The organism is Methylobacterium sp. WL64 (assembly GCF_008039945.1).
In the GTDB taxonomy this organism is placed as follows: domain Bacteria; phylum Pseudomonadota; class Alphaproteobacteria; order Rhizobiales; family Beijerinckiaceae; genus Methylobacterium.
On the sequence record NZ_VRVA01000015.1, the window covers coordinates 1 to 20497 of the forward strand.

17 protein-coding genes, 1 pseudogene and 1 other annotated feature are annotated in these 20497 nt (G+C 68.4%); of the genes and pseudogenes, 9 read left to right on the forward strand and 9 right to left on the reverse strand.

The window, feature by feature from the left end:
• Nucleotides 1–6: 6 nt before the first annotated feature.
• Nucleotides 7–783: a HugZ family protein gene (locus FV242_RS10120; RefSeq protein WP_147938837.1), complete on the reverse strand. Its 777-nt coding sequence runs from the start codon at nt 781–783 to the stop codon at nt 7–9.
• Between the two features lie 287 nt (nt 784–1070).
• Here FV242_RS10120 and FV242_RS10125 point away from each other — a divergent pair, with 287 nt between their 5' ends.
• The 4 genes from FV242_RS10125 to FV242_RS10140 all read left to right on the forward strand — a co-directional run bounded on the left by FV242_RS10125 (nt 1071) and on the right by FV242_RS10140 (nt 4618).
• The gene (locus tag FV242_RS10125; RefSeq protein ID WP_147907053.1) at nt 1071–1781 is read left to right on the forward strand and encodes a response regulator transcription factor; all 711 of its coding nucleotides are present in this window, start codon (nt 1071–1073) and stop codon (nt 1779–1781) included.
• Between the two features lie 81 nt (nt 1782–1862).
• Nucleotides 1863–3602, forward strand: coding sequence for a sensor histidine kinase (locus FV242_RS10130; RefSeq protein WP_246692663.1), 1740 nt, complete (start codon nt 1863–1865; stop codon nt 3600–3602).
• Nucleotides 3602–4042, forward strand: a complete 441-nt coding sequence (locus FV242_RS10135; protein WP_147938839.1) for an HPr kinase/phosphorylase — start codon at nt 3602–3604, stop codon at nt 4040–4042. Before FV242_RS10130 ends, FV242_RS10135 begins: the two co-directional genes overlap by 1 nt.
• A gap of 174 nt (nt 4043–4216) precedes the next feature.
• Nucleotides 4217–4618: a PTS sugar transporter subunit IIA gene (locus FV242_RS10140; protein WP_147853550.1), complete on the forward strand. Its 402-nt coding sequence runs from the start codon at nt 4217–4219 to the stop codon at nt 4616–4618.
• A 6-nt stretch (nt 4619–4624) separates the two neighbouring features.
• Here the strand turns inward: FV242_RS10140 and FV242_RS10145 are convergent, their stop codons facing one another.
• From FV242_RS10145 to FV242_RS10175, 7 genes are all read right to left on the reverse strand, one after another.
• Complete coding sequence (locus FV242_RS10145) at nt 4625–5449, reverse strand: DMT family transporter (protein WP_147938884.1); 825 nt, start codon at nt 5447–5449, stop codon at nt 4625–4627.
• 62 nt (nt 5450–5511) lie between these two features.
• Nucleotides 5512–6825 (reverse strand): ATP-dependent protease ATPase subunit HslU, encoded by a 1314-nt coding sequence (gene hslU / locus FV242_RS10150; protein ID WP_147938840.1) that lies wholly within the window; start codon nt 6823–6825, stop codon nt 5512–5514.
• A gap of 121 nt (nt 6826–6946) precedes the next feature.
• Nucleotides 6947–8443: a SulP family inorganic anion transporter gene (locus tag FV242_RS10155; protein WP_147938841.1), complete on the reverse strand. Its 1497-nt coding sequence runs from the start codon at nt 8441–8443 to the stop codon at nt 6947–6949.
• Nucleotides 8444–8507: 64 nt separating this feature from the next.
• Nucleotides 8508–8563, reverse strand: a sequence feature (sul1 is cis-regulatory element that is thought to sense ions involved in sulfur or methionine metabolism; They are found in Alphaproteobacteria).
• 53 nt (nt 8564–8616) lie between these two features.
• Entirely contained in the window at nt 8617–10287 is a 1671-nt protein-coding gene (locus FV242_RS10160; RefSeq protein WP_147938842.1) for a methyl-accepting chemotaxis protein, read from the reverse strand.
• Between the two features lie 237 nt (nt 10288–10524).
• A complete protein-coding gene (gene hslV / locus FV242_RS10165) occupies nt 10525–11055 on the reverse strand; it encodes an ATP-dependent protease subunit HslV (RefSeq protein ID WP_147938843.1) in 531 nt (176 codons plus the stop codon).
• Nucleotides 11056–11232: 177 nt separating this feature from the next.
• Nucleotides 11233–12051 carry an SGNH/GDSL hydrolase family protein gene (locus FV242_RS10170; RefSeq protein WP_147907060.1) on the reverse strand — a complete coding sequence of 273 codons (819 nt, stop codon included), beginning with the start codon at nt 12049–12051 and terminating at the stop codon, nt 11233–11235.
• 169 nt (nt 12052–12220) lie between these two features.
• A complete protein-coding gene (locus FV242_RS10175) occupies nt 12221–12670 on the reverse strand; it encodes an anaerobic typically selenocysteine-containing protein (RefSeq protein WP_147907061.1) in 450 nt (149 codons plus the stop codon).
• Nucleotides 12671–13067: 397 nt separating this feature from the next.
• Between FV242_RS10175 and FV242_RS10180 the strand changes: the two genes are divergently transcribed.
• From FV242_RS10180 to FV242_RS10190, 3 genes and pseudogenes are all read left to right on the forward strand, one after another.
• A complete protein-coding gene (locus FV242_RS10180) occupies nt 13068–14294 on the forward strand; it encodes an MSMEG_0565 family glycosyltransferase (protein WP_147938844.1) in 1227 nt (408 codons plus the stop codon).
• A pseudogene (locus FV242_RS10185) lies at nt 14287–14564 on the forward strand (MSMEG_0570 family nitrogen starvation response protein). The gene FV242_RS10180 and the pseudogene FV242_RS10185 overlap by 8 nt, the downstream one beginning before the upstream one ends.
• Before the next feature lie 152 nt (nt 14565–14716).
• Nucleotides 14717–15016: a hypothetical protein gene (locus FV242_RS10190; RefSeq protein ID WP_147907063.1), complete on the forward strand. Its 300-nt coding sequence runs from the start codon at nt 14717–14719 to the stop codon at nt 15014–15016.
• Nucleotides 15017–15093: 77 nt separating this feature from the next.
• Here the strand turns inward: FV242_RS10190 and selB are convergent, their stop codons facing one another.
• Nucleotides 15094–17046: a selenocysteine-specific translation elongation factor gene (selB, locus tag FV242_RS10195; protein WP_147938845.1), complete on the reverse strand. Its 1953-nt coding sequence runs from the start codon at nt 17044–17046 to the stop codon at nt 15094–15096.
• Nucleotides 17047–17437: 391 nt separating this feature from the next.
• Between selB and FV242_RS10200 the strand changes: the two genes are divergently transcribed.
• On the forward strand, nt 17438–18952 hold the full coding sequence (locus tag FV242_RS10200; protein ID WP_147938846.1) for a CYTH and CHAD domain-containing protein: 1515 nt from the start codon (nt 17438–17440) through the stop codon (nt 18950–18952).
• A gap of 137 nt (nt 18953–19089) precedes the next feature.
• The gene (locus FV242_RS10205; RefSeq protein ID WP_147938847.1) at nt 19090–20256 is read left to right on the forward strand and encodes a carboxylate-amine ligase; all 1167 of its coding nucleotides are present in this window, start codon (nt 19090–19092) and stop codon (nt 20254–20256) included.
• The last annotated feature ends 241 nt before the right edge of the window (nt 20257–20497 follow it).

Genomic DNA, 20497 nt, shown 5'->3' on the forward strand with positions numbered 1-20497 from the left:
CCCCGCTCAGGCCCCGCCGCGCGCCTGCGCCGCCATGGCGACGAGGTGTCTGCGCAGGCCGCCCATGTCGGAGACGCGCTCGGGAAAGACCACCCGCGCCGTCCGGTCGCCGGCCATCAGGTCGAGCCCCTCCGGGTCCAGCCCGCTCAAGCGCCACGGCAGCCCAGACTCTGCACCCGCCGCGGCGGCGTAGAGCGCCAGCGCGTCGGCGTGGTCGGCGTTCATGTGCTCGACCGCCCCGGCCTCGCCGGCGACCACGGCCTCCGCCCCGGTGAGGTCGAGGAGCAATTCTTCGCGGGTCAACGTGGCGGCCTTCGCGAAACCGCCGTTCAGGTGGCCAGACTTCGCGGTCACTGCGAAGAACCCGAAATCCGGAAAGTCGGCGTAGAGCTTGGCCTTCGGATGGCGGGCCAGGAAACGCGCCCGCGCCCGCGCCGCCTCGGTCTGCACGGCGGTGCCGACCACGGTGAGCCGCGGATGCGCCAACGGATCGCCCTTGCCGCCCTGCGAGAACAGCAGCGAGCACCGCGGATCCGCCAGCAGGTTGCGGGTGTGGGCCGAGAGCCGCGACAGCAGCATCAGCGGCGTGCCGTCCTGGTCGGTGGCGATCGTCACCAGCGACGCGAACGGCGTCCCCTCCGCATCTAGGGTCGCCAGCGCCCCGGAACGGATGCTCCGCAGCAGCATCCGCGACAACCCGATGGCGTCGAACGGCGCCTCGCCCGCGGGCAGCGGACGGGCCATCTCGCGCTGTTCCGACGCACTGGTGCTCGTCTCGCCCATCCGGTCGCTCCCGTTTTCCACCGCTGCCGCACGCCCGCCACCGTAGCGGCGCACCGCTTCCCGCACGAGCGCCCGGACCCGCGTCAGATCGGCCTTTATGGCCAAGCTATGACCGCCGCTCGCTTTTTCCGATCGGCCGTACTAAAGCACCTGTCCCGTTGCGCGAACCGGGCGGCGCCGAAACCGGCCCGGTTCGCGCTTCCGCCTGCCCCTCGGGGGCCGGGATGGAGCGCGGCCCGCGCGAACAGCCGGGACCGCGCTTGAGCCCGTTCAGTCAGGGATCGCGCATGCCAACCATCGCCCTCGTCGACGACGACCGGAATATCCTGACCTCCGTGTCGATCGCGCTTGAGACCGAAGGCTATCGCATCCAGACCTACACCGACGGCGCCTCCGCCCTCGACGGTCTGCGGCACTCCCCGCCGGACCTCGCGATCTTCGACATCAAGATGCCGCGCATGGACGGGATGGAGCTTCTCCGCCGCCTGCGGCAGAAATCCGACCTCCCGGTGATCTTCCTGACCTCGAAGGACGAGGAGATCGACGAGCTGTTCGGTCTCAAGATGGGCGCGGACGACTTCATCCATAAGCCGTTCTCGCAGCGCCTTCTGGTGGAGCGCGTGAAGGCGGTGCTGCGCCGCTTCGCCAAGGAGCCGGCGGGCGCCACCCCACGGGGCGAGGCCGAGGTCGCGGCCCGCTCGCTGGAGCGCGGCTCGCTGATGATGGATCCGGAGCGCCACACCTGCACCTGGAAGGGTGAGCCGGTGACCCTCACGGTCACGGAATTCCTGATCCTGCAGGCGCTGGCCCACCGCCCGGGCGTCGTGAAGAGCCGCAACGCCCTCATGGATGCCGCCTACGACGATCAGGTCTACGTCGACGACCGCACCATCGACAGCCACATCAAACGCCTGCGCAAGAAGTTCAAAGTGACCGACCAGGCCTTCGACATGATCGAGACGCTGTACGGCGTCGGCTACCGGTTCAAGGAGGCGTGATCTAAAAGGATCCGCCACGTGACCGGCCAGACCCCCGCCCAAGCCGAGGACGCCCCACCGCGCCCCTCGTTCACCCAGCTCCTGTCCCGACCGCTGACCTGGCCGCGCGCCCTCTGGGACGCGATCGGCCAGCGCGCGTCGTCGAGCCTGACGCGTCGCATCGTCGTGCTCAACCTCGTCGGGTTGATCGCGCTGCTCGTCGGGTTCCTCTACTTGAATCAGTTCCGGCAGGGCCTGATCCAGGCCCGGATCCAGAGCCTGGCGATCCAGGGCGAGATCATCGCGGGCGCCATCGCGGCCTCCGCGTCGGTCGACACCGACACCATCCAGATCGACCCCGACAAGCTGCTCCAGCAGCAGGCGGGGGAGCCCACCGAGGAGGAATCGCAGCCTCTGGCCTTCTCGCTCAACCCCGAGAAGGTGGCGCCGCTGCTGTCCCGCCTGGTCACCCCCACGGGCAACCGGGCCCGGGTCTATGACCAGGAGGGCGGCCTGCTGTTCGACACCCGGACCCTGTTCAAGCGCGGGGATGCCGGCCGCAACGACACGATCGCGGCAAAGCCCCACAAAGCGGGCATGCTGGAATCCGCTTTCCAGGCGGTCCAGACTAAGCTCAGCGCCCTCATCGGCGGCCGAGGCGCTCAACCCGAGGAGACGGGGCCGGTGAACGGCCATTCGCTCCGCGAGGTCCAAGCTGCGCTCACCGGCAATCGCGGCAGCCTGGTCCGCCGCAACGCCCTGGGCGAGACCACCGTCTCGGTGGCCGTGCCGATCCACCGTGCCGGCTCGGTGCGAGGCGCGCTCCTGATCTCCACGCAAGGGGACGCCATCGACCGGGTGATCGCCTCGGAGCGCTTCGGTCTCCTGCAGGTGTTCCTGGTCGCCTCGGCTGTCATGGTGGTGCTCTCGGCGTTGCTGGCCGGCGCCATCGCAGGGCCGGTCCGGCGGCTGGCCGAGGCTGCCGAAAAGGTCCGCATGGGGATCAAGACCCGCGAAGAGATCCCCGACTTTACCCAGCGCACGGACGAGATCGGCCACCTTTCCGGGGCCCTGCGGGACATGACCCAGGCGCTCTACCGGCGCATCGACGCCATCGAAAGCTTCGCCGCTGATGTCAGCCATGAGCTGAAGAACCCGCTGACGTCCCTGCGCAGCGCGGTCGAGACGCTGCCGCTGGCGAAGTCCGATGATTCGCGCGGCCGCCTGATGGCGATCATCCAGCACGATGTGAAGCGCCTCGACCGGCTGATCAGCGACATCGCCGACGCTTCGCGGCTCGACGCCGAACTTGCCCGCGCAGAGGCACGCCCGGTCGATCTCAAGAAGCTGCTGTCCACGGTCGTCTCGGTGGCGAACGAGCGGAGACGCCCGAAAGATTGCCTGATCCAGCTCGACGTCGAGCCGATCGCCGATCAGGATGCACCCTTCACGGTGATCGGCCACGACAGCCGGCTTGGTCAGGTCGTCAACAACCTTCTCGACAATGCCCGCTCGTTCTCGCCCACCGAGGCGAAGGTCCGGGTGGCCCTGCGCCGGGTCCGCGGCGAGGTCGAGCTGGTTTGCGAGGACGAGGGACCCGGCATTCCGGAGCACGCCCTGGAGCGCATCTTCGAGCGCTTCTACACCGATCGGCCCGAGCAGGGGTTCGGGCAGAATTCGGGGCTCGGGCTGTCGATCTCGCGCCAGATCGTTCAGGCCCACCGTGGGACGATCCGAGCCGAGAACCGACCCGGTGCACCGGACGAGGACGGCGAGCCCACGGTGCGCGGCGCCCGCTTCACCGTTCGCCTCCCGGCCGCACCGCGGCAGCTCCACGCCTGATGACGACCCTCCACGCTTCCTGCGTGACCTTGGGTGGGGCCGGCATCCTGATTCGCGGTCCGTCCGGCTCTGGAAAGTCGAGCTTGGCGGTTCTCATCGCCGCGGAGGCGGATGGGGCCTTCGTGGCTGACGACCGGGTGGTGTGCGACCGACGGGCCGATGCGCTTGTCGCCCGGTCCCATGAGGTATCGGCGGGACAGGTCGAGATCCGAGGGCAGGGCATTCTATCGGCAGCGGACCTTGGATTGCCGCTCCGCTACGAGGCGCATCTACGCCTCTCGGTCGATCTCGTTGACGAACAACCTCGGTTGCCCGATCCACCGGGCGATGCCCACATTCTCGACGTGCCGTTACCGCGCTTGGTCCTCGACGCCGCAGTGCGACGGGCGGGATTATCGATGTTGCTGATTCGTGCCGCGCTGCGAAAGTCCAGTCCGTGACTTCGCAGCCGCACAGGTCATCGATTCGCGTCACGGTGGTGAGACCCCATGGCGCCGAAGGGGCCAGCGTGGCATGATCGTTCTAATGTCCGAGCAAAAACGTCGCGATCGCCTTGTTGGGACCTGTGCAGTGCACAACATGGCGGCAGACAGAGGACGTTGGAACACGTGTCGATGATTGGCATGGTGCTCGTCACTCACGGGCTGCTGGCGACCGAATTCAAGGCCGCTCTGGAGCACGTGGTCGGCCCGCAGGATCAGATCGAGACGATCACGATCGGGCCGGAAGACGATATGGAATTGCGGCGCCGGGACATCATGTCGGCGGTCTGCCGCGTGAACACCGGCGACGGTGTGGTGGTGCTCACCGACATGTTCGGTGGCACGCCCTCGAACCTTGCGCTCTCGTGTATGAACGGCGGCTCGGTCGAGGTGGTGGCGGGGATCAACCTGCCGATGCTGATCAAGTTAGCGAGCGTCCGTGACGAGGAAAACCTCAGCGACGCCGTCCTTCACGCCCAGGAAGCCGGGCGCAAATACATCAACGTCGCCTCCCGCGTCCTGGCCGGGAAATAAAGCTCATCAGCCGTCGAGGACTACGGCCGTGGTAGCAGGCTGGCGGCTCGTTGCGGTGATGCCCGCCGAGGCCAGAATCACCAGCCCGATGGCCAGCCACTGAACGATGCCGAGGCGCTCACCCAACAGAGCGAAGCCCGCGCAGGCGGCCACGGCAGGCTCCAGGCTCATCAGGACGCCGAAACGTTTCCGATCCAGGCGGCGCAGCGCGAACATCTCGAGCGAGTAGGGCAGGGCGCTCGACATAAGCGCTACCGTGAGACCGGCCACCAGGATACCGGGGGCGAACAGGTCAAGACCGGCTTCCGTCAGCCCGAATGGTGCTGCGACCACCGCCGCGACCAGCATGCCCAGCGAGACTGCCTGACCGCCGTCGATCCGTCCCGCTCGTTGGCCGAACAGGATGTAGAGCGCCCAGGCCAGAGCCGCCCCGAGCGCCAGGACGACGCCGAGCGGGTCCAAGGAGCTCGTCGATGCGACCGGCAGGAGCAGGCCGAGTCCCAGTACCGCGACCCCGATCCACAGGAAGTCAGACCTGCGACGGGACGCGATCAGCGCAATGGCGAGCGGCCCTGCGAACTCGATCGCCACTGCCGGCCCGAGCGGCAAACGGGCGATGGCCAGGTAGAACAGGACGTTCATCAGCCCCAGGCTGATCCCGTAGAGCGCGATCCATCCGGCATCGCGCCCCGACAGGCTGCGCCGCCACGGACGCCAGACCGCGATCAGCATCACGGCCGAGAAGCCGACTCGCAGAGACGCCGTCCCGGCCGCTCCGACGACGGGGAACAGGCTCTTGGCGACCGTGGCTCCGAACTGGAGGGAGATCATCCCGGCCACCAGCGCGATGACGGGGAGGAGAGCCGCATCCGGCCGCCACCCCGAGCGCGTGATCACAGGATGAACCGGCTCAGGTCCGCGTTGGCTGCCAGATCCTCGACCCGGGCACGGACATAGGCGGCGTCGATCGGCACGGTCTCTCCGGACCGGTCGGTGGCGGTGAAGGAGATCTCATCGATCACCCGCTCCAGAACGGTCTGCAGGCGGCGGGCGCCGATGTTCTCGACCGACGAATTCACCTCGACGGCGACTCGGGCCAGCGCGTCCACGGCGTCGTCGGTGAACGTGAGGGTCACGCCCTCCGTCTCCATCAGCGCCACCGTCTGCTTGAGCAGGCTCGCTTCCGTGGAGGTCAGGATCTGGCGGAAGTCGTCCACCGTCAGCGGCTGCAGCTCGACCCGGATCGGCAGACGGCCCTGGAGTTCCGGCAGGAGGTCGGAGGGCTTCGAGACATGGAACGCGCCCGAGGCGATGAACAGCACGTGGTCGGTCTTCACCGGGCCGTGCTTCGTCGCGATCGTCGTACCCTCGATCAGGGGCAGCAGGTCGCGCTGTACGCCTTCGCGGGAGACGTCCCCGGAGGAGCGGCCCTCACGGGTGCAGATCTTGTCGATCTCATCGAGGAAGACGATGCCGTTGTTCTCGACTTCGCGGATCGCGTCGCGGATCAGCGCGTCGTCGTCGACCAGCTTGTCGGATTCCTCGGCCAGCAGCGGCGCGTAGGCATCTCGAACCAGGATACGGCGCGGCTTGCCGCGCTGCCCGCCCAGCGCCTTGCCGAGCACGTCCCCGATGTTGATCGCCCCCATGGAGGCCCCCGGCATGCCGGGGATCTCGAACATCGGCAGACCCGACGGGGCACCCGAGGCCAGCTCCAGCTCGACTTCCTTGTCGTCGAGTTCGCTGTCACGCAGCTTGCGCCGGAAGCTGTCGCGGGTCGCCTGGCTGGCGGTGGGCCCGACCAGGGCGTCGAGGATCCGATTTTCGGCCGCCGCCTCTGCCTTGGCTTTGACGGTCTCGCGCTTCGCCTGTCGGGTCAGGCCGATCGCCACCTCCACGAGATCGCGGATGATCTGCTCGACGTCACGGCCGACATAGCCGACCTCGGTGAATTTGGTGGCCTCGATCTTCAGGAACGGGGCATTGGCCAGCCTGGCGAGGCGGCGGGCGATCTCGGTCTTGCCGCAGCCGGTCGGCCCGATCATCAGGATGTTTTTGGGCGCGACCTCCTCGCGAAGCGGCCCCGTGAGCTGCTGGCGACGCCAGCGATTGCGGAGCGCGATCGCGACGGCGCGCTTGGCGTCGTGCTGCCCGACGATGAAGCGATCGAGTTCGGACACGATCTCGCGGGGAGAGAACGTCGTCAACGCTGTGCCATCCTTATTGTCCCGGCCTGGCCGACGCAACCGCAGGCCTGGGCCGGGAATGGGGTCGCGGCGCGCGCGACGCAAGAGGCCGGGCGCGGCCTGGGGCGTGCGTCGCCCCGTCTCAGTGACCCGCCAGCGACGGTGCGGCGTCGGGCTTGTCGTGCTTGCCGAAGCGTTCGACCAGCGTCGCACTGGCAGCGTTCAGGCCGATCACGTCGACGGTCCGCCCACGGGTCCGGGCCTTCAGGACGACGCGGTCTAGCGCGGCCACCGCCGAGATGTCCCAGAAATGCGCGTCCTGCAGGTCGATCACGAGGCGGTCCACCGGCTCCAGCACGTCGATCGCCTCCGAGAACGTGCCGGCCGAGGCGAAGAAGACCTGCCCGGCCACCCGATAGGTCCGGGTCCGGCCGTCTTCCGAGAGCGTGGAGGTCACCTGGCTCAGCCGCGAGACCTTGCCGGCGAAGAACACGCCGGAGAGGAGCACGCCGGCGAGCACACCCTGCGCCAGATCCTGGGTGGCGACCACGACCAGGACGGTCGCCAGCATCACGGCCGAGGACGGCAGCGGGTTCGTGCGCAGCTGCGCCAGCGACCGCCACGAGAAGGTATTCAGCGAGACCATGATCATCACCGCCGTCAGGGCCGCGACCGGTACCACGGCCAGCAGATCCTGAAGGGCCACCAGGAGCAGCAGCAGGAAGGCGCCCGCCACCAGCGTGGACAGGCGGCCGCGAGCCCCCGAGGTGACGTTGATCACCGACTGCCCGATCATCGCGCAGCCGCCCATGCCGCCGAACACCGCGGAGGCCATGTTGGCGACGCCCTGGCCCATGCATTCCCGGTTCTTGTCGCTGGCGGTGTCGGTCATGTCGTCGACGATCTGCGCGGTGAGCAGGCTTTCCAGCAGGCCGACGGCGGCGAGCGTCGCCGCGTAGGGCAGCAGGATGCGCAGGGTCTCGAAGGTCAGCGGCACGTCCGGCAGCGCGAAGCTCGGCAGCGTCGAGGGCAGAGCGCCCAGATGCGAGACGGTGCGCACGTCGAGGTGGAAGATCGCCGTCACTGCGGTCAGCACCGCGATCGCCACGAGGGGCGAGGGGACGGCCCGGGTGATCCGCGGGAAACCGTAGATGATCGCGAGGCCCAAGGCGATCAATCCGTAGGTCGCCGGCGTAACGCCCGTAAGCTCGGGCATTTGCGCCAGGAAGATCAGGATCGCCAGCGCGTTGACGAAGCCGGTCATGACCGATTGCGAGACGAACCGCATCAGCCGGCCGAGTTTGAGCAGGCCGGCGAGGATCTGGATCACGCCCATCAGGACGGTGGCGGCGAACAGGTATTGAACCCCGTGCTCGCGCACGAGATCGACCATCACCACCGCGGTCGCGGCGGTCGCGGCCGAGATCATGGCCGGCCGCCCCCCCGCGAAGGCGATCGTGCAGGCGATGACCACCGAGGCGTAGAGCCCGACCTTGGGATCGACCCCGGCGATGACCGAGAAGCCGATCGCCTCCGGGATCAGCGCCAGGGCGACGACGACGCCCGACAGGGTATCGCCGCGGATATTGGACACCCACGACCCGAGAGGGCCGCCGGTTCCGGATGAACTGCGTTGCATGGTGATGAGAATCCGCACGAGACGCGCGTCCGCTCGAACGGCGGATCAACGGGCGTCTCGGATGCGTGGTCCGGCGGATCGGCGGCCGGAAGAGCCACCCGGGCTTTCACCGGGTCCTTGCGAATGGCACGACCCTACGGGGCATCGCACTGCGATGCAACATTCAGGCGGCGTCAGGCCGCTCGCACCTGCGCTACGAAACCCGCGACCTCGTTCCCCAGGCCATCCGAACGGCGGGCGATGTCGGCCGCCGCATCGAGTACCCTGCCGGCGCTGGCGCCGGTCTCGTGGGCGGCGTCCAACACCATCGACATGGTCTCGGTCACGGCGCGGGTGCCGCTGGCAGCCTCGGCGATGCTGCGGGCAATCTCCTGGGTGGCGACCTGCTGTTGCTCGACGGCCGCCGCCACGCCCAGCGCGATGCCGTGGACCTGCTCGATCGTGCCGCCGATCTCTTCGATGGCCACGACGGCCGCATGGGTCGCCGCACGCATCGCGTCGATCTGGCCGGCGATCTCGTCCGTAGCCCTGGCGGTCTGAGTCGCCAGCGCCTTCACCTCGGTGGCGACCACGGCGAAACCACGCCCCGACTCGCCAGCCCGGGCCGCCTCGATCGTCGCGTTGAGGGCGAGCAGATTGGTCTGTCCCGCGATGGTCGAGATCAGCGATACGACCCGCCCGATGCCGTCGGCACTCCGAGCAAGCGCCTGGACACTGGCGCGGGTCCGTTTGGCGGCCTCGACGGCGCCAGCGGCAGCGTCGGACGTCTGTGAAACCTGGACGCCGATCTCACTCGCGGTGGCGGCGAGTTCCTCCGTGGCGGCAGCCACGGCCTCGACATTGTGCGCGGTGGTCTCGGCGGCGCGGGTCACGACGCGCGACTGCTCGTCGGTGCGCTCGGCATTGCCCGCCATGGCGGCAGCGGCGCGTTCCATGCCGGTGGCGGCGCCGACGAGGTGGTGAACCAAGCCACCGATGCTGCCCTCGAACTGGTCTGCAAGCCCGACCATCTCGGTGCGCTTGCGGGTCACCGCCTCCGCGCCCAAGCGCTCGCGCTCCTGCCGCAGACCGTCGGCTTCCCGCATCGTCCCCGCGAAGACCTGCATACTGGCCCAGATCGCCCCGATCTCGTCGCGACGCGGATGCACATCCGGCAGCGTGTGGTCGCCCCGCGACAGGCGTTGGATCGCCTCGGACACGGCCCGGAGCGGCCGGGCGATCTGGCGCTGGCCGACAAGGAGGCCGAGCCCGCAGCACGCCACTGTGCCGAGCAGCGCCAGCGCGAACACCAGGAGCGTCCGCGCCTGGAAGAGGTCGCGGGTCTCGGCCTTGACCGCGGCCATCTCGGCCCGGCCGCCCATGACCAGGGCATCGATACTCGCCTGGAACGCCCTGCGGTTGGACTGGTTGGCCTCGTTGAAGCCCAGATCGGCGGCGGCGCGGGGACCGGCTTCCACGCCGGCGGTGGCCAGCGCAGCCCGCAAGGTCCGGAAGGCGTCGGCGTTCCGCGCCATCGCGTCGAAGAGCGGGCGTTCCTGCTCCGTCACCCGGGGCGCCCAGTCGGCCCGCAGGACATCCATCGCGGCCAAGCCCTTGCGGATGCCGGCGGCGTATTTCGTAGCCTCGGTTCGGTCGGCCGAGGCGTAGACGCCGCGGGAATCCATTGTCACCTCGGCAACGAGGCGGTTGAAGTTTGCGGCATTCAGCGCGCGGACCGAGGCATCCTCGACCTGTGTCAGTGCGTACTCGAAGCGCTGCAGGGTCGCGACGCTGATGCCCGCGACGACGAGCGTCGTCAGGCTGCAGGCTGCGACGAAGCCCAGGATCTTGCCACCGATCTTCATGCCGTTTCCACCCAGGGCTTTGCGGAACGATTGTGCCGGTGACGAATCAAAGCTCCGTTAAGGTGCAGTCTGCTGGCAAGCTGATGCGATTCGAATCGCCGGTCCGCGTGGTCATTCGACCGGCAGATCGGCATCTTATCCTGTTCTATAAACGTCGAAAATCGTCTCGCCCCTCGTCGCACCAGCCTACTTCACCGCAACCAGGCGATCATACCTCGGGCGCATGAACCTTCTGCATCACGCCTGATCGAGGGCCTCGATAACCAGGTTGCCGTTGGTGTAGACGCAAATCTCAGCGGCGATCGTCATGGCTTTACGCACGATCGCTTCCGCGTCGAGATCGCTATCCTCGAGGGCGCGGGCGGCTGCCAGGGCGTAGTTTCCGCCCGAACCGATCGCCATGACGCCGGTTTCCGGCTCCAGCACGTCTCCGGAACCCGAGAGCAACAGGCTGACGTCGCGGTCAGCCACCACCATCATCGCTTCGAGGCGGCGGAGGTAGCGGTCGGTACGCCAATCCTTGGTGAGTTCGACGCAGGCGCGCGTCAGCTGGCCGGGATACTGCTCCAGCTTGGCTTCGAGGCGCTCGAACAGCGTGAAGGCATCGGCGGTCGCCCCGGCGAAGCCCCCGATCACCGCGCCCTTGGCGAGGCGTCGCACCTTGCGGGCGTTTCCTTTGACGATGGTTTGGCCAAGGCTGACCTGCCCGTCGCCCCCAACCACGACGCGCCCGCCCTTGCGGACCATCAGGATCGTGGTGGCGTGCATCTGGGGCACGGAGCCCCGGTCGTCGTACCTGAATGCGTCCTGGCTCAAAGTTCGGCTCCGATCTCGGTCCGCGCCGAGATGGGGAGCTTTATCGGCCGCGTCCAGCCATCGGACGTCCGCCCCGACGATAGGACGTTCGCTTCCGTCGTGTCGGGGGCCTTGCGACGGTGCGGAGCTCTACTCCGCGACCGCCTCGGCGGTCTGCACGGGACCGGCGTCGTGCAGGATCGATTCGGCCGCCGCCTGAGCCAGCAGGGCGTAGCCACCATCGGCCATGTGGAGGCCGTCTGAGGCGAAGAGCTGCTTGGCGGTGAGCTTCCCCTCGCGGACCCAGCCGTGCATCAGGTCGGCCCGACGGATGACCGGCACGTCGAGTTCCGTCCCGATCGCCCGCACCGCATCCCGGAACCGGGACGAGCCGGGTGTCGAATCCAGTTTCGGACACCATTGCGGTTCCATCAGCACCACGTCGATGCCGGCTTCCCGAATCCGACGGATCGCGACGGCGGTCGCCTCGTGGAAATGCTCGATGGAGACGCCGCGCAGCGGATCGTTGCTGCCGGTCTGCCAGATGACGAGCTGCGGCTCGGCCGCGATCACGTCGCGGTCCAGGCGCTTCAGCATGTCGTCGACATGCTCGCCGCCGATGCCGCGATTGATGACGGCGACCTCCATGCCGCGGAGCTTCTTGCGCAGGTTGACCTGCAAGCGGGCCGGATAGGCGTTGGCCGGGCTCGAGGCACCGATGCCCTCTGTCGAAGACGACCCGAACGCGACGATCTTGAGCGGCGCGCCGATGGCGATCTGCCGTGCGACGTGTGGGAGATCCGGACTGTCGCTCAGGTCGATGCCGAGCATGTCCAATGAATCAGGCAGGAGATCCGCGTAGGCGAGAACCGCGGTGGGGACCAACAGCAGGCCGCACAGAACCAATACATCCCGCCAGCGCTTTCGGCGCAGCTTAGCGGGCGTGACGGATGTCAGGTTCTGGGACACGGGACCGATTGCTCCGCCACTCGTCAATGACCGATACAATCTGACACAGGCACTTGAAAAGAGCGGTTCCGTACGCGCCTTTAAGATGATGTGAATTCGTAACACAAAATTAAATGCGAGACGTCGCCGGACCCGAGCCGGGCGGCGTCTCGCCTCTGCGCGACCGGCGTCAACCAGCCGGCGGGGACAGCACGAGTTTGCCCACGAAGGGTGCATTGCGCTTGTTGTTCGCGGTGCAGGCGTAGCTGTGCTCCCCGGCGTCGAGGGTGCGCAGTTTCAGGGTGCCGCGGCCGTTGGCTTTGACGGTGTAGCCCTTCTCGCTCATTACATGGACGAGGTCGCCGTCGGCGTGCAGCAGGTGTCCCTGTTCGAACTGTCCGGGTGCCGTGAGTGTCACTGGGACATTGGCCTCGCTCACCACCTTCAGCACCACGTCGGTGTTGGCGGGCAGGCGCAGATCGGCCGGCGCGCAGACCGGTTTGTCATCCTGAAGCGTGATGGTCAGCTCGACGGGCGGCATCACCGCGCTGGCGGGTTTGCCGAGCTGCGGGTTGTCCTCGGCGTCGGCTGGACCGGCGAGAAGGCTAGCCAGGGCAGCAGCGATTAGGATCTTCTGCAAGGTCTTGGTTCTCCGCCTCGACCCGCAGCCGGAGCATCGTCCCGAGGGCCAGGCGCCGGCTCTCGCAGGAAGACGACGCTCCGTTCCATCCAGTGATCCTCGCACTGTATTAAATATTCACAGCGAGGATCAAAGCGCGCGGGTCTCTCGCCGGTAATGAGATGAAGGAGCCTGGGTTCCGGTGCGCGACGCCGTGGCTCAAGGTGGCTTTTCGAATACGCCGATGACGTTGTGTGCCCCGCCAAGATGACAAAATCGAACCGTTTATTATCCCGGGTGCAGATTTCGGCACGATCGATGCGATCGGGCATAACGGGTCTCCGGATGGGTGGCGGGATCCTGGTGCTGGGCTTCGAGGGCGGAGTCCGGACCGGCTGCGAGCCTCATCTGCCATCCCATGGTCGATCGCTTGCGCATCGCGATTCTCACGCACTCGACCAACCCCCGCGGGGGCGTGGTCCACGCCCTGGCGCTCGGCGAGGCTCTGTGCGACCTCGGGCATGAGGCGGTGGTCCACGCCCCCGACCCGACCGGTCGCGGCTTCTTTCGGGATGCACGCTGTCCCGTGGTCTCGGTCACAGCCAAACCAATCGCCGAACCGACGGTCGCGCTGGTCCAGTCACGGATCGCTGATTACCTGTCTCATTTCTCGACGCCGGCGGCCTGCGACTTCGACATCTTCCATGCGCATTGCGGCATCAGCGGCAACGCGCTGGCGACCCTGACGCGGCGCCGCCTGATCCCCGGCTTCGTCCGCACGGTCCACCACATCGATACGCTGACAGATCCGCAGATGAGCCAGTGGCAGGAGCGGGCGATCGTCGATGCCGGGCGTCTGCTCTGCCTGAGCTCGTCCTGGGCCAAGGCTCTTGCGGCCGAATATGGCGCGCGGGCCGACGTGGTCGGCAGCGGCGTGGATGGTACCGTCTACACCCCTGAGCCGTCGCCCGGCGATCCGGCGCTGCGTGAGCGCATCGGCATCGGGCCCGGGCCGGTCTTCCTCAGCGTCGGCGGGTTCGAAGCGCGAAAGAACACGCTGGCGATCATCGCGGCCTTCGCGCGCCTGCGCCGTGATATCCCGGCCGCACAGCTCGTGATCGCGGGGGGCGTTTCGCTCCTCGACCATGCCGGCTACGAAGCCCGGTGCTACGCCGCCCTGGAGCGCGAAGGCCTGGAGGTCGGTCCCGGCAAGCCGGTCATCCGGACAGGGCCGATCGCTCAGGCGGATATGCCGGGCCTCTACCGCATCGCAGATACGCTGGTGTTTCCATCCCCACGGGGAGGCTACGGCCTATGCGTTCTGGAGGCGATGGCCAGCGGTACCGCCGTCATCGTCTCGGCACCGTCGCCCTTCGCTGAACAGCCGAACGTCGCAGCGGCCCTCGCAGTCCAGCCCGACGATCCCGAAGCGATCGCCGCCGCCATGCAGGCGAGCCTCGACCCGTCCCGGCACGCTCGCCTGCGCGCCAACGGTCTCGAGGTCGCCCGGGCCCACACCTGGGACGCCTGCGCCGCACGTCACCTGCCGACCTACGCGTCGTTCGCCCCCGGTCCGGCCCCGCTTTCGGCGATCGCCACGGGATCCGCCGCCTGGAACACCACCCGGATCGCGGGCGATGCCTGAGATGCGTTTCCATATCCGATGGCCGGACGGCAGCCGCGAGGCCTGCTATTCGCCGTCGTTGGTCATTAAGGACCATTCGGCGGTCGGTCAGGACTACGTCCTGGACGAGTTCCTGGCACCGATCCGGCTCGCCCTCGGCAGCGCCAGCGACAAGGTCCGTGAGCGGTACGGATTTCCTGCGGGCGGGCAGAGTCGCAACTGGCCCGGATTGAGGATGCCGCGCGTCGTCAGGTGCCGGGCACGGTGCATGTCGAGGCGTTCGAGGAATGATGAATTCGAGATCGGCTCATGGCGCAGGCGGGGCGACCTGATCGAGGCTCGCTGCGTGAAGCTCCGCCAACCCGTGTCGAACCGACACAGCGCGGATCGCGGTTCAGGCGGCGTTCCCAGATAACCCGATCTGATCACACCAGGCGCAACCGATGATCGTCCGGATCGCCACGGCTCTCTTCGTGATGACCATCCCCGCAGCGGCCCAGACGCGCCCGTCGAGCACGACCATGACCTGCCAGCAGACCGTCCGGCTGGTCCAGGCCCGCGGCGCCCTGGTCCTCGGGACCGGCGGCCAGACCTACGATCGGTTCGTCCGGGACCGGTCGTTCTGCGAGCCGACCGAGATCGCGCGGCGCGCCTTCCGGCCGACCCGCGACAACCCGACCTGCCTGATCGGCTACACCTGCTACGAACCCGGTGCCGACGATTGGCCCGGCGAGGGTTTCTAGAACATCCTCCCGAGAGCCGATTGCCGCTTTCGAGATGACGGTGATGCGCTGGCTCGCGCGGTTATGGACTGCGGACCTCAGCGACCGCCCGCCGCTTCCTCCAGGGTCACGATCACGCGCCGATCCCCCGCCCTGCGGCTGAAGCCCGCGGCATCCAGGTGCTCGAGAAGCGGGATCGAGTACTTTCGCGAGATCCCGAGGGCCGCCCCGGCTTCCCGCGCCAGAAATCCGGTTTCCGGCGTCGTCGCGTTCGGGAATGCCTCCGCCAGCCGCGTGCGGGCGACCGTGACCGCGTCGCGGTGGAACAGCACGGCCCGGCGCTGCACCCGGTCGATGGCGCGGATCACCGTGCCGGCGCCGACGAGATAGGTCAGCGCCTCCCGGCGCCTGACATCACGGCCGACCGCCTCGGTTTCATCGGGCGGATTGAGGCCGGCCCGGCGGAACAGCTGCTCGAGCTTGCGCGCGGTCTCGCTCTCGTTGCGGGCCGGATCGAAATCGGACCTGCGCCAGAGTGCGCCGGCCTGAACCGTGCCCCCCGTGCCGGCGAGATCGCGCAGGACCAAGCTTGTCAGGACTTCAGGAATCGACAGCAGCCGGGCGAGGCGCTCCAGCGGGATGCCGTGCTCCATCGGGTTGTCCCGGTGATACTCGCTGAGCGCCGCCAACGCTGCGGCGCGCAGCGCCGCGAAGGCGGGAGCCCCGATGAAGCCGTCGCCGATCGCCCGGGCGCCGGAGGCCGTAAGGATCTGGCGGACCCGCTCGGTTCCGATGCCGGCTGCGCGGGCGAGTTCCGGCAGGGTCGCCCCCGCTGCACCGGCCTGCGACAGCCGGACCGTCACGGCGTCCGCCGGCTTCCCGGTCGCCAGCGCGCTGAAGTCGGCCAACACCCTGGCATCGTGCCGCCGCCGCCGACGGCTCACCGGATCGAGTACGCGGCCGCCGGCCACGGTCGCGGGCGGGGAATCGAGGCGGAGCACGAACGGCTCGCGAGCCGGCACGGTGATCGGCTCGGCGAGGTGCAACTGCGCCGGTGCGGTCGCGCCCGGTTCCAGCGTGTCGCGGTCCAGCAAGCGCAGGCGGGCCTCGACCTCGGTGGTCCCGAACAGGAGCCGACATGCGCTGCCGCCGGGCAGCACCGCATCCGCACTGGCCGCAGCGGTCAGCGCCACGTCGAGCCAGTGCGACGGCGCCAGCAATCCGGGCACCGTCAGGGCCTGACCGCGCGCGATCTCGTCGAGACCGACGCCGCGCAGGGCTACGGCGGTCCGTCGTCCGGGCTCGGCGCGCTCGACCGGGCGTCCGTGGATCTGAAGGCTTCGCACCACCGCGCTGCGGCCGCCGGGCACAATCTCCAGGGTGTCGCCGATTGCGAGCGGCCCGCGCCGGAGGGTCCCGGTCACCACCGTGCCGAAGCCCGGACGGGTGAAGACCCGATCCACTGGCAGATACGGGGACCCGTCGTCGACACCGGTTTCCGCATCGGCGAGCAAATCGGCCAAGGCGCGGGCCAGATCCTCGACTCCGGTGCCGGCGTGCGTGGAGGTGGCGATCACCGGCCCTGCGACGATCCCGGCCCGGGAGGCGGCGGCGGCAATCTCCGCTGACCGCGTGGCGATCGCCTCGGGCGAGGCCAGATCAGCTTTCGTCAGCGCCAGCACGCCGCGGCGGACACCGATCAGCCGGGCGATCTCCAGGTGCTCGACCGTCTGCGGCTTGATCCCTTCGTTGGCATCCACCGCGAGCAGGACGGCACGCATGCCGGTGGCACCGGAGACCATGGCGCGGACGAACTGCTCGTGACCCGGCAGGTCGACGAGGTCGATCTCGCCCTGCGCGCTCGTCAGCAACGCGAAGCCCGGTACGATGGAAACCCCGCGGTCCCGCTCTTCCTTGAGCCTGTCCGTTTCGACTCCCGTGAGCGCCCGGACCAGGGCCGTCTTGCCGTGGTCCACATGCCCGATCACGCCGACCAGAAGTGTCTTCAAGGAAGTCACCGACCCGATTGTCTCCGCGTTGATGCCGTCCACGCAGCGCGCACCGCACTCACGGCGAGGGATTTCGTCTCGCTGAACCAACGTTGCGCGTTCGCCGCCCACCGGTCGAGGTCGTCACGCTGGAGGCAGATGAGTTGTGGACAATCGGGTTTGCCACGGCATTCCGGATTGGGAAAGCGTAAAAGTGAAGCGACTCAATACGCATGCCACGGACCGCTTCGGCCGATACCGTGGATACCCGGTGCAACCTCATATGCGTGCCGGGCGCCGGATCGGCACGATCGTGCACGTCCGATCAAGGACTTAGGGGTGGCCCCGATTGCCAGAAAGTCCGGATCGGCCCTAGATCGGCTTTCACGACGCCCGGATGCAAACCGGTGGGCGCCCCGCCGAGTTAAGAACCGGACGTTTCGAAGAGGAGAGCATGAGCGAGACCGATAGCCACGCCGTGGCCGCCCCCCGCGAGATTGAGCTGAAGCTCGATTGCGCGGGTCCCGACCTGACCGCGCTGGCGGCCCATCCCCGGCTTCAGGGATCCGAAGGCTCCGAGCCCGAACTCCTCGTCAGCAGCTATTACGATACCGCGGAACAGGATCTGCGCGCCGCCGGATTGACCCTGCGGGTCCGCAATCAAGGCGACCGCCACATCCAGACCGTGAAGGCCGGGCAGGGCGGTGTCGGATTGTTCGACCGGTCCGAGTGGGAGACCGAGATCGCGGGCGAGATGCCCGATCCCGCGGCCTGGGCCGAGACTGCAGCGGACAAGGTCCTGCGCAAGGCGGACGCGCCCCTGGTGAAGCTGTTCTCGACGGTGGTCACGCGTCGGGTCATCCCGGTTCTGCAGGGCACCTCGCGCATCCTGGTCACTCTGGATGAAGGTCGGGTCGAAAGCCCGGCCGGCGATACCCCGATTTGCGAGGTCGAACTCGAGCTCGCCGACGGCGAGCCCGCCGACCTGTTCGCCCTGGCACAGCATCTGGCCGAGACCGTTCCGCTGCGCCTGAGCGCCACCGCCAAGAGCAGCCGCGGCTTCGCCCTGGTCGACGCGACCAGCCCGTCCTCGGTCAAGGCCGAGCCGGTGGTGCTGCCCGAGGGGGCGAGCGTCGGCGACGTCTTCCGCCGGGTGGCCCGCGCCTGCCTGCGCCACCTGCGCCTTAACGAGACCGCGTTCCTTGCGGGCCATGCGCCGGAGGCCCTGCACCAGATGCGCGTCTCGCTGCGGCGCCTGCGCTCGGCCCTGTCGCTGTTCGCCCCCATGCTGGAGACCGACCCACGCGCGGCCACCTTCGGCGACGAGATCAAGCGCGTCACCGAACCGTTCGGGCATGCCCGCAACCTCGACGTGTTCCTCGGTCATACCCTGCCGAACCTCGCCAAGGAGCGCCCGGACGACACCGACCTCACCGCCGTGCGCGAGCTGGCCGAGGCCGAGCGCGCCAAAGCCTACGACGCAGTCCTGGCGATCCTGGAGAGCCCGCAATGGCGCGGCCTGATCATCGACTTCGCCGGCTGGGTCGAGGCTGGGTCTTGGGCGGTCCAGGATGCCGCCGCCGAGGACGGCAGCACCTTCGCGGCGCGCGTCCTGGATCGGGCCCGCGAGCGTCTGAAGAAGCGCGGCCGGGGCTTGAAGAAGCTCGATCCGCACACCCGCCACCGGGCACGGATCGCCGCGAAGAAACTGCGCTACGGCGCCGAATTCTTCGCGGGGCTCTACACGAAAAAGAAGGCGCGGCGTCGCCAGGACAAGTTCGGCACCGCGCTCTCGGACCTGCAGGATCACCTCGGCGCGCTGAACGACCTGGAGACGGCGCGCACGATGATGGAGAGCCTGGGCGGGGCGCCGATGCCCGGTCCGGACGACGCGAGCACCCGGGAGCTTCTGATCGAGGCCGCGGAGGCGCGCGCCGAGCTGCTGGACGTCAAGCCGTTCTGGCGTTGACAGACGCTGCCTGACCCCGCGTTTCCCGGCCGAGACAGCGGATCCGTGCCCGATTGCGATCGGGTCCGGCACGGATCTCGCGACGCTTCGTCGATCGGAATGCCGGCCTGGGCCGACGTCCCCGGCGAGGAGCGCGGATGGCCCATGCCTATCGGTTCGGGATGGAGGAAGAGTTCTTCCTCGCCGACGCCCGCACGCGCGGCTCGCCGCGAGCCCGGCTGAAGGCGTTCCACGCAGCCGTCAAGGCGCGGCTGGACACAGTCGAGCGTGAGCAACTCCAGTGTCAGATCGAGATCGCCTCACCCCCGACCGACGACACCGAAGCGGCGCGGGGCCATCTGGCGGAGCAGCGCCGGAGGCTTTCTGAAATCGGTTCTGAGCGCGAAATCCTGCCTTTCGCGGCCGGGACGCATCCGACGGCCCGGTGGCGGGACCAATCTGCCACCGACAAGGCCCGCTACCACGGCATCATGGCCGACCTGCGGATGGTCGGGCAACGCAACCTCGTCTGCGGACTGCACGTCCATGTCGAGGTACCGGATCCCGACACCCGCATCGACCTCATGGGGCGGCTGCTGCCGTTCCTGCCGGTGCTGCTCGCGCTCTCGAGCTCCTCGCCGTTCTGGCAGGGCGAACGGACCGGGATGGCCGGCTATCGGACTCGCGCCTACGCCGAGTTGCCCCGCACCGGCCTGCCGGAACTCTTTGCCGGCCCGGCCGACTACGCCCGCTACGTCGACGTGATGACCCGCAGCGGCGCCATCGCGGATGCGACCTTCCTGTGGTGGCAGATCCGCCCGTCCCTCAAATATCCGACTCTCGAGCTGCGCGTCGCAGACAGCTGCCCTCGCCTCGACGACGGACTCTGCATCGCCAGCCTGTTCCGCTGCCTGGTGCGTCGGGTGGTCCGGGACCAAACACGCCATGCCGGGATGACGGCCGCATCCCGGGGCTTCATCCGTGAGAACCTGTGGCGGGCCGAACGCGACGGGGTGAAGGCCAAGCTGATCGACGAGGCGCGGGAGCAGGCGGTGCCGATGACCGAGACGGTCGAGACATTGCTCGAGGAGACGGCAGAGGATGCCGAAGCGCTCGGCTGCGCGGAGGCCTGCGCGCACGCCCGGACCATCGTGGCGGAAGGATCGAGCGCCGATCGACAGCTCGCGATCTTTTCCGCAGCCCGCAAACGCGGGGCCCGGGAACGCGAGGCCCTGTCGGCGGTGGTGGATCTTCTCGCCCAGGAATCCGCCGCCGGACCGGCGAGCGCGGTTGGGGCCACGCGCGCACCGTCCCGACGGCGTTGAACAAAAACCGGGCGCGCCCGAGGGGGGGATGGCAGGCCCGGGATCTGTCCGACCGCGCTGGGGACGCGGTTGAATGCCTGATTCACAGACGGATGTTGCTGGCGAATTTTTGGTGCTCGCCTGTTGCGAAGCTCCGACCCAAGATCCGAACCGCGTCGCGTTGACCAAGCGCCTCACAGCCCCTTCCTTCGCGACCGCGGTCTGCTATCCCTCCCGCTCCGGCGGACATCCTCGAATATTC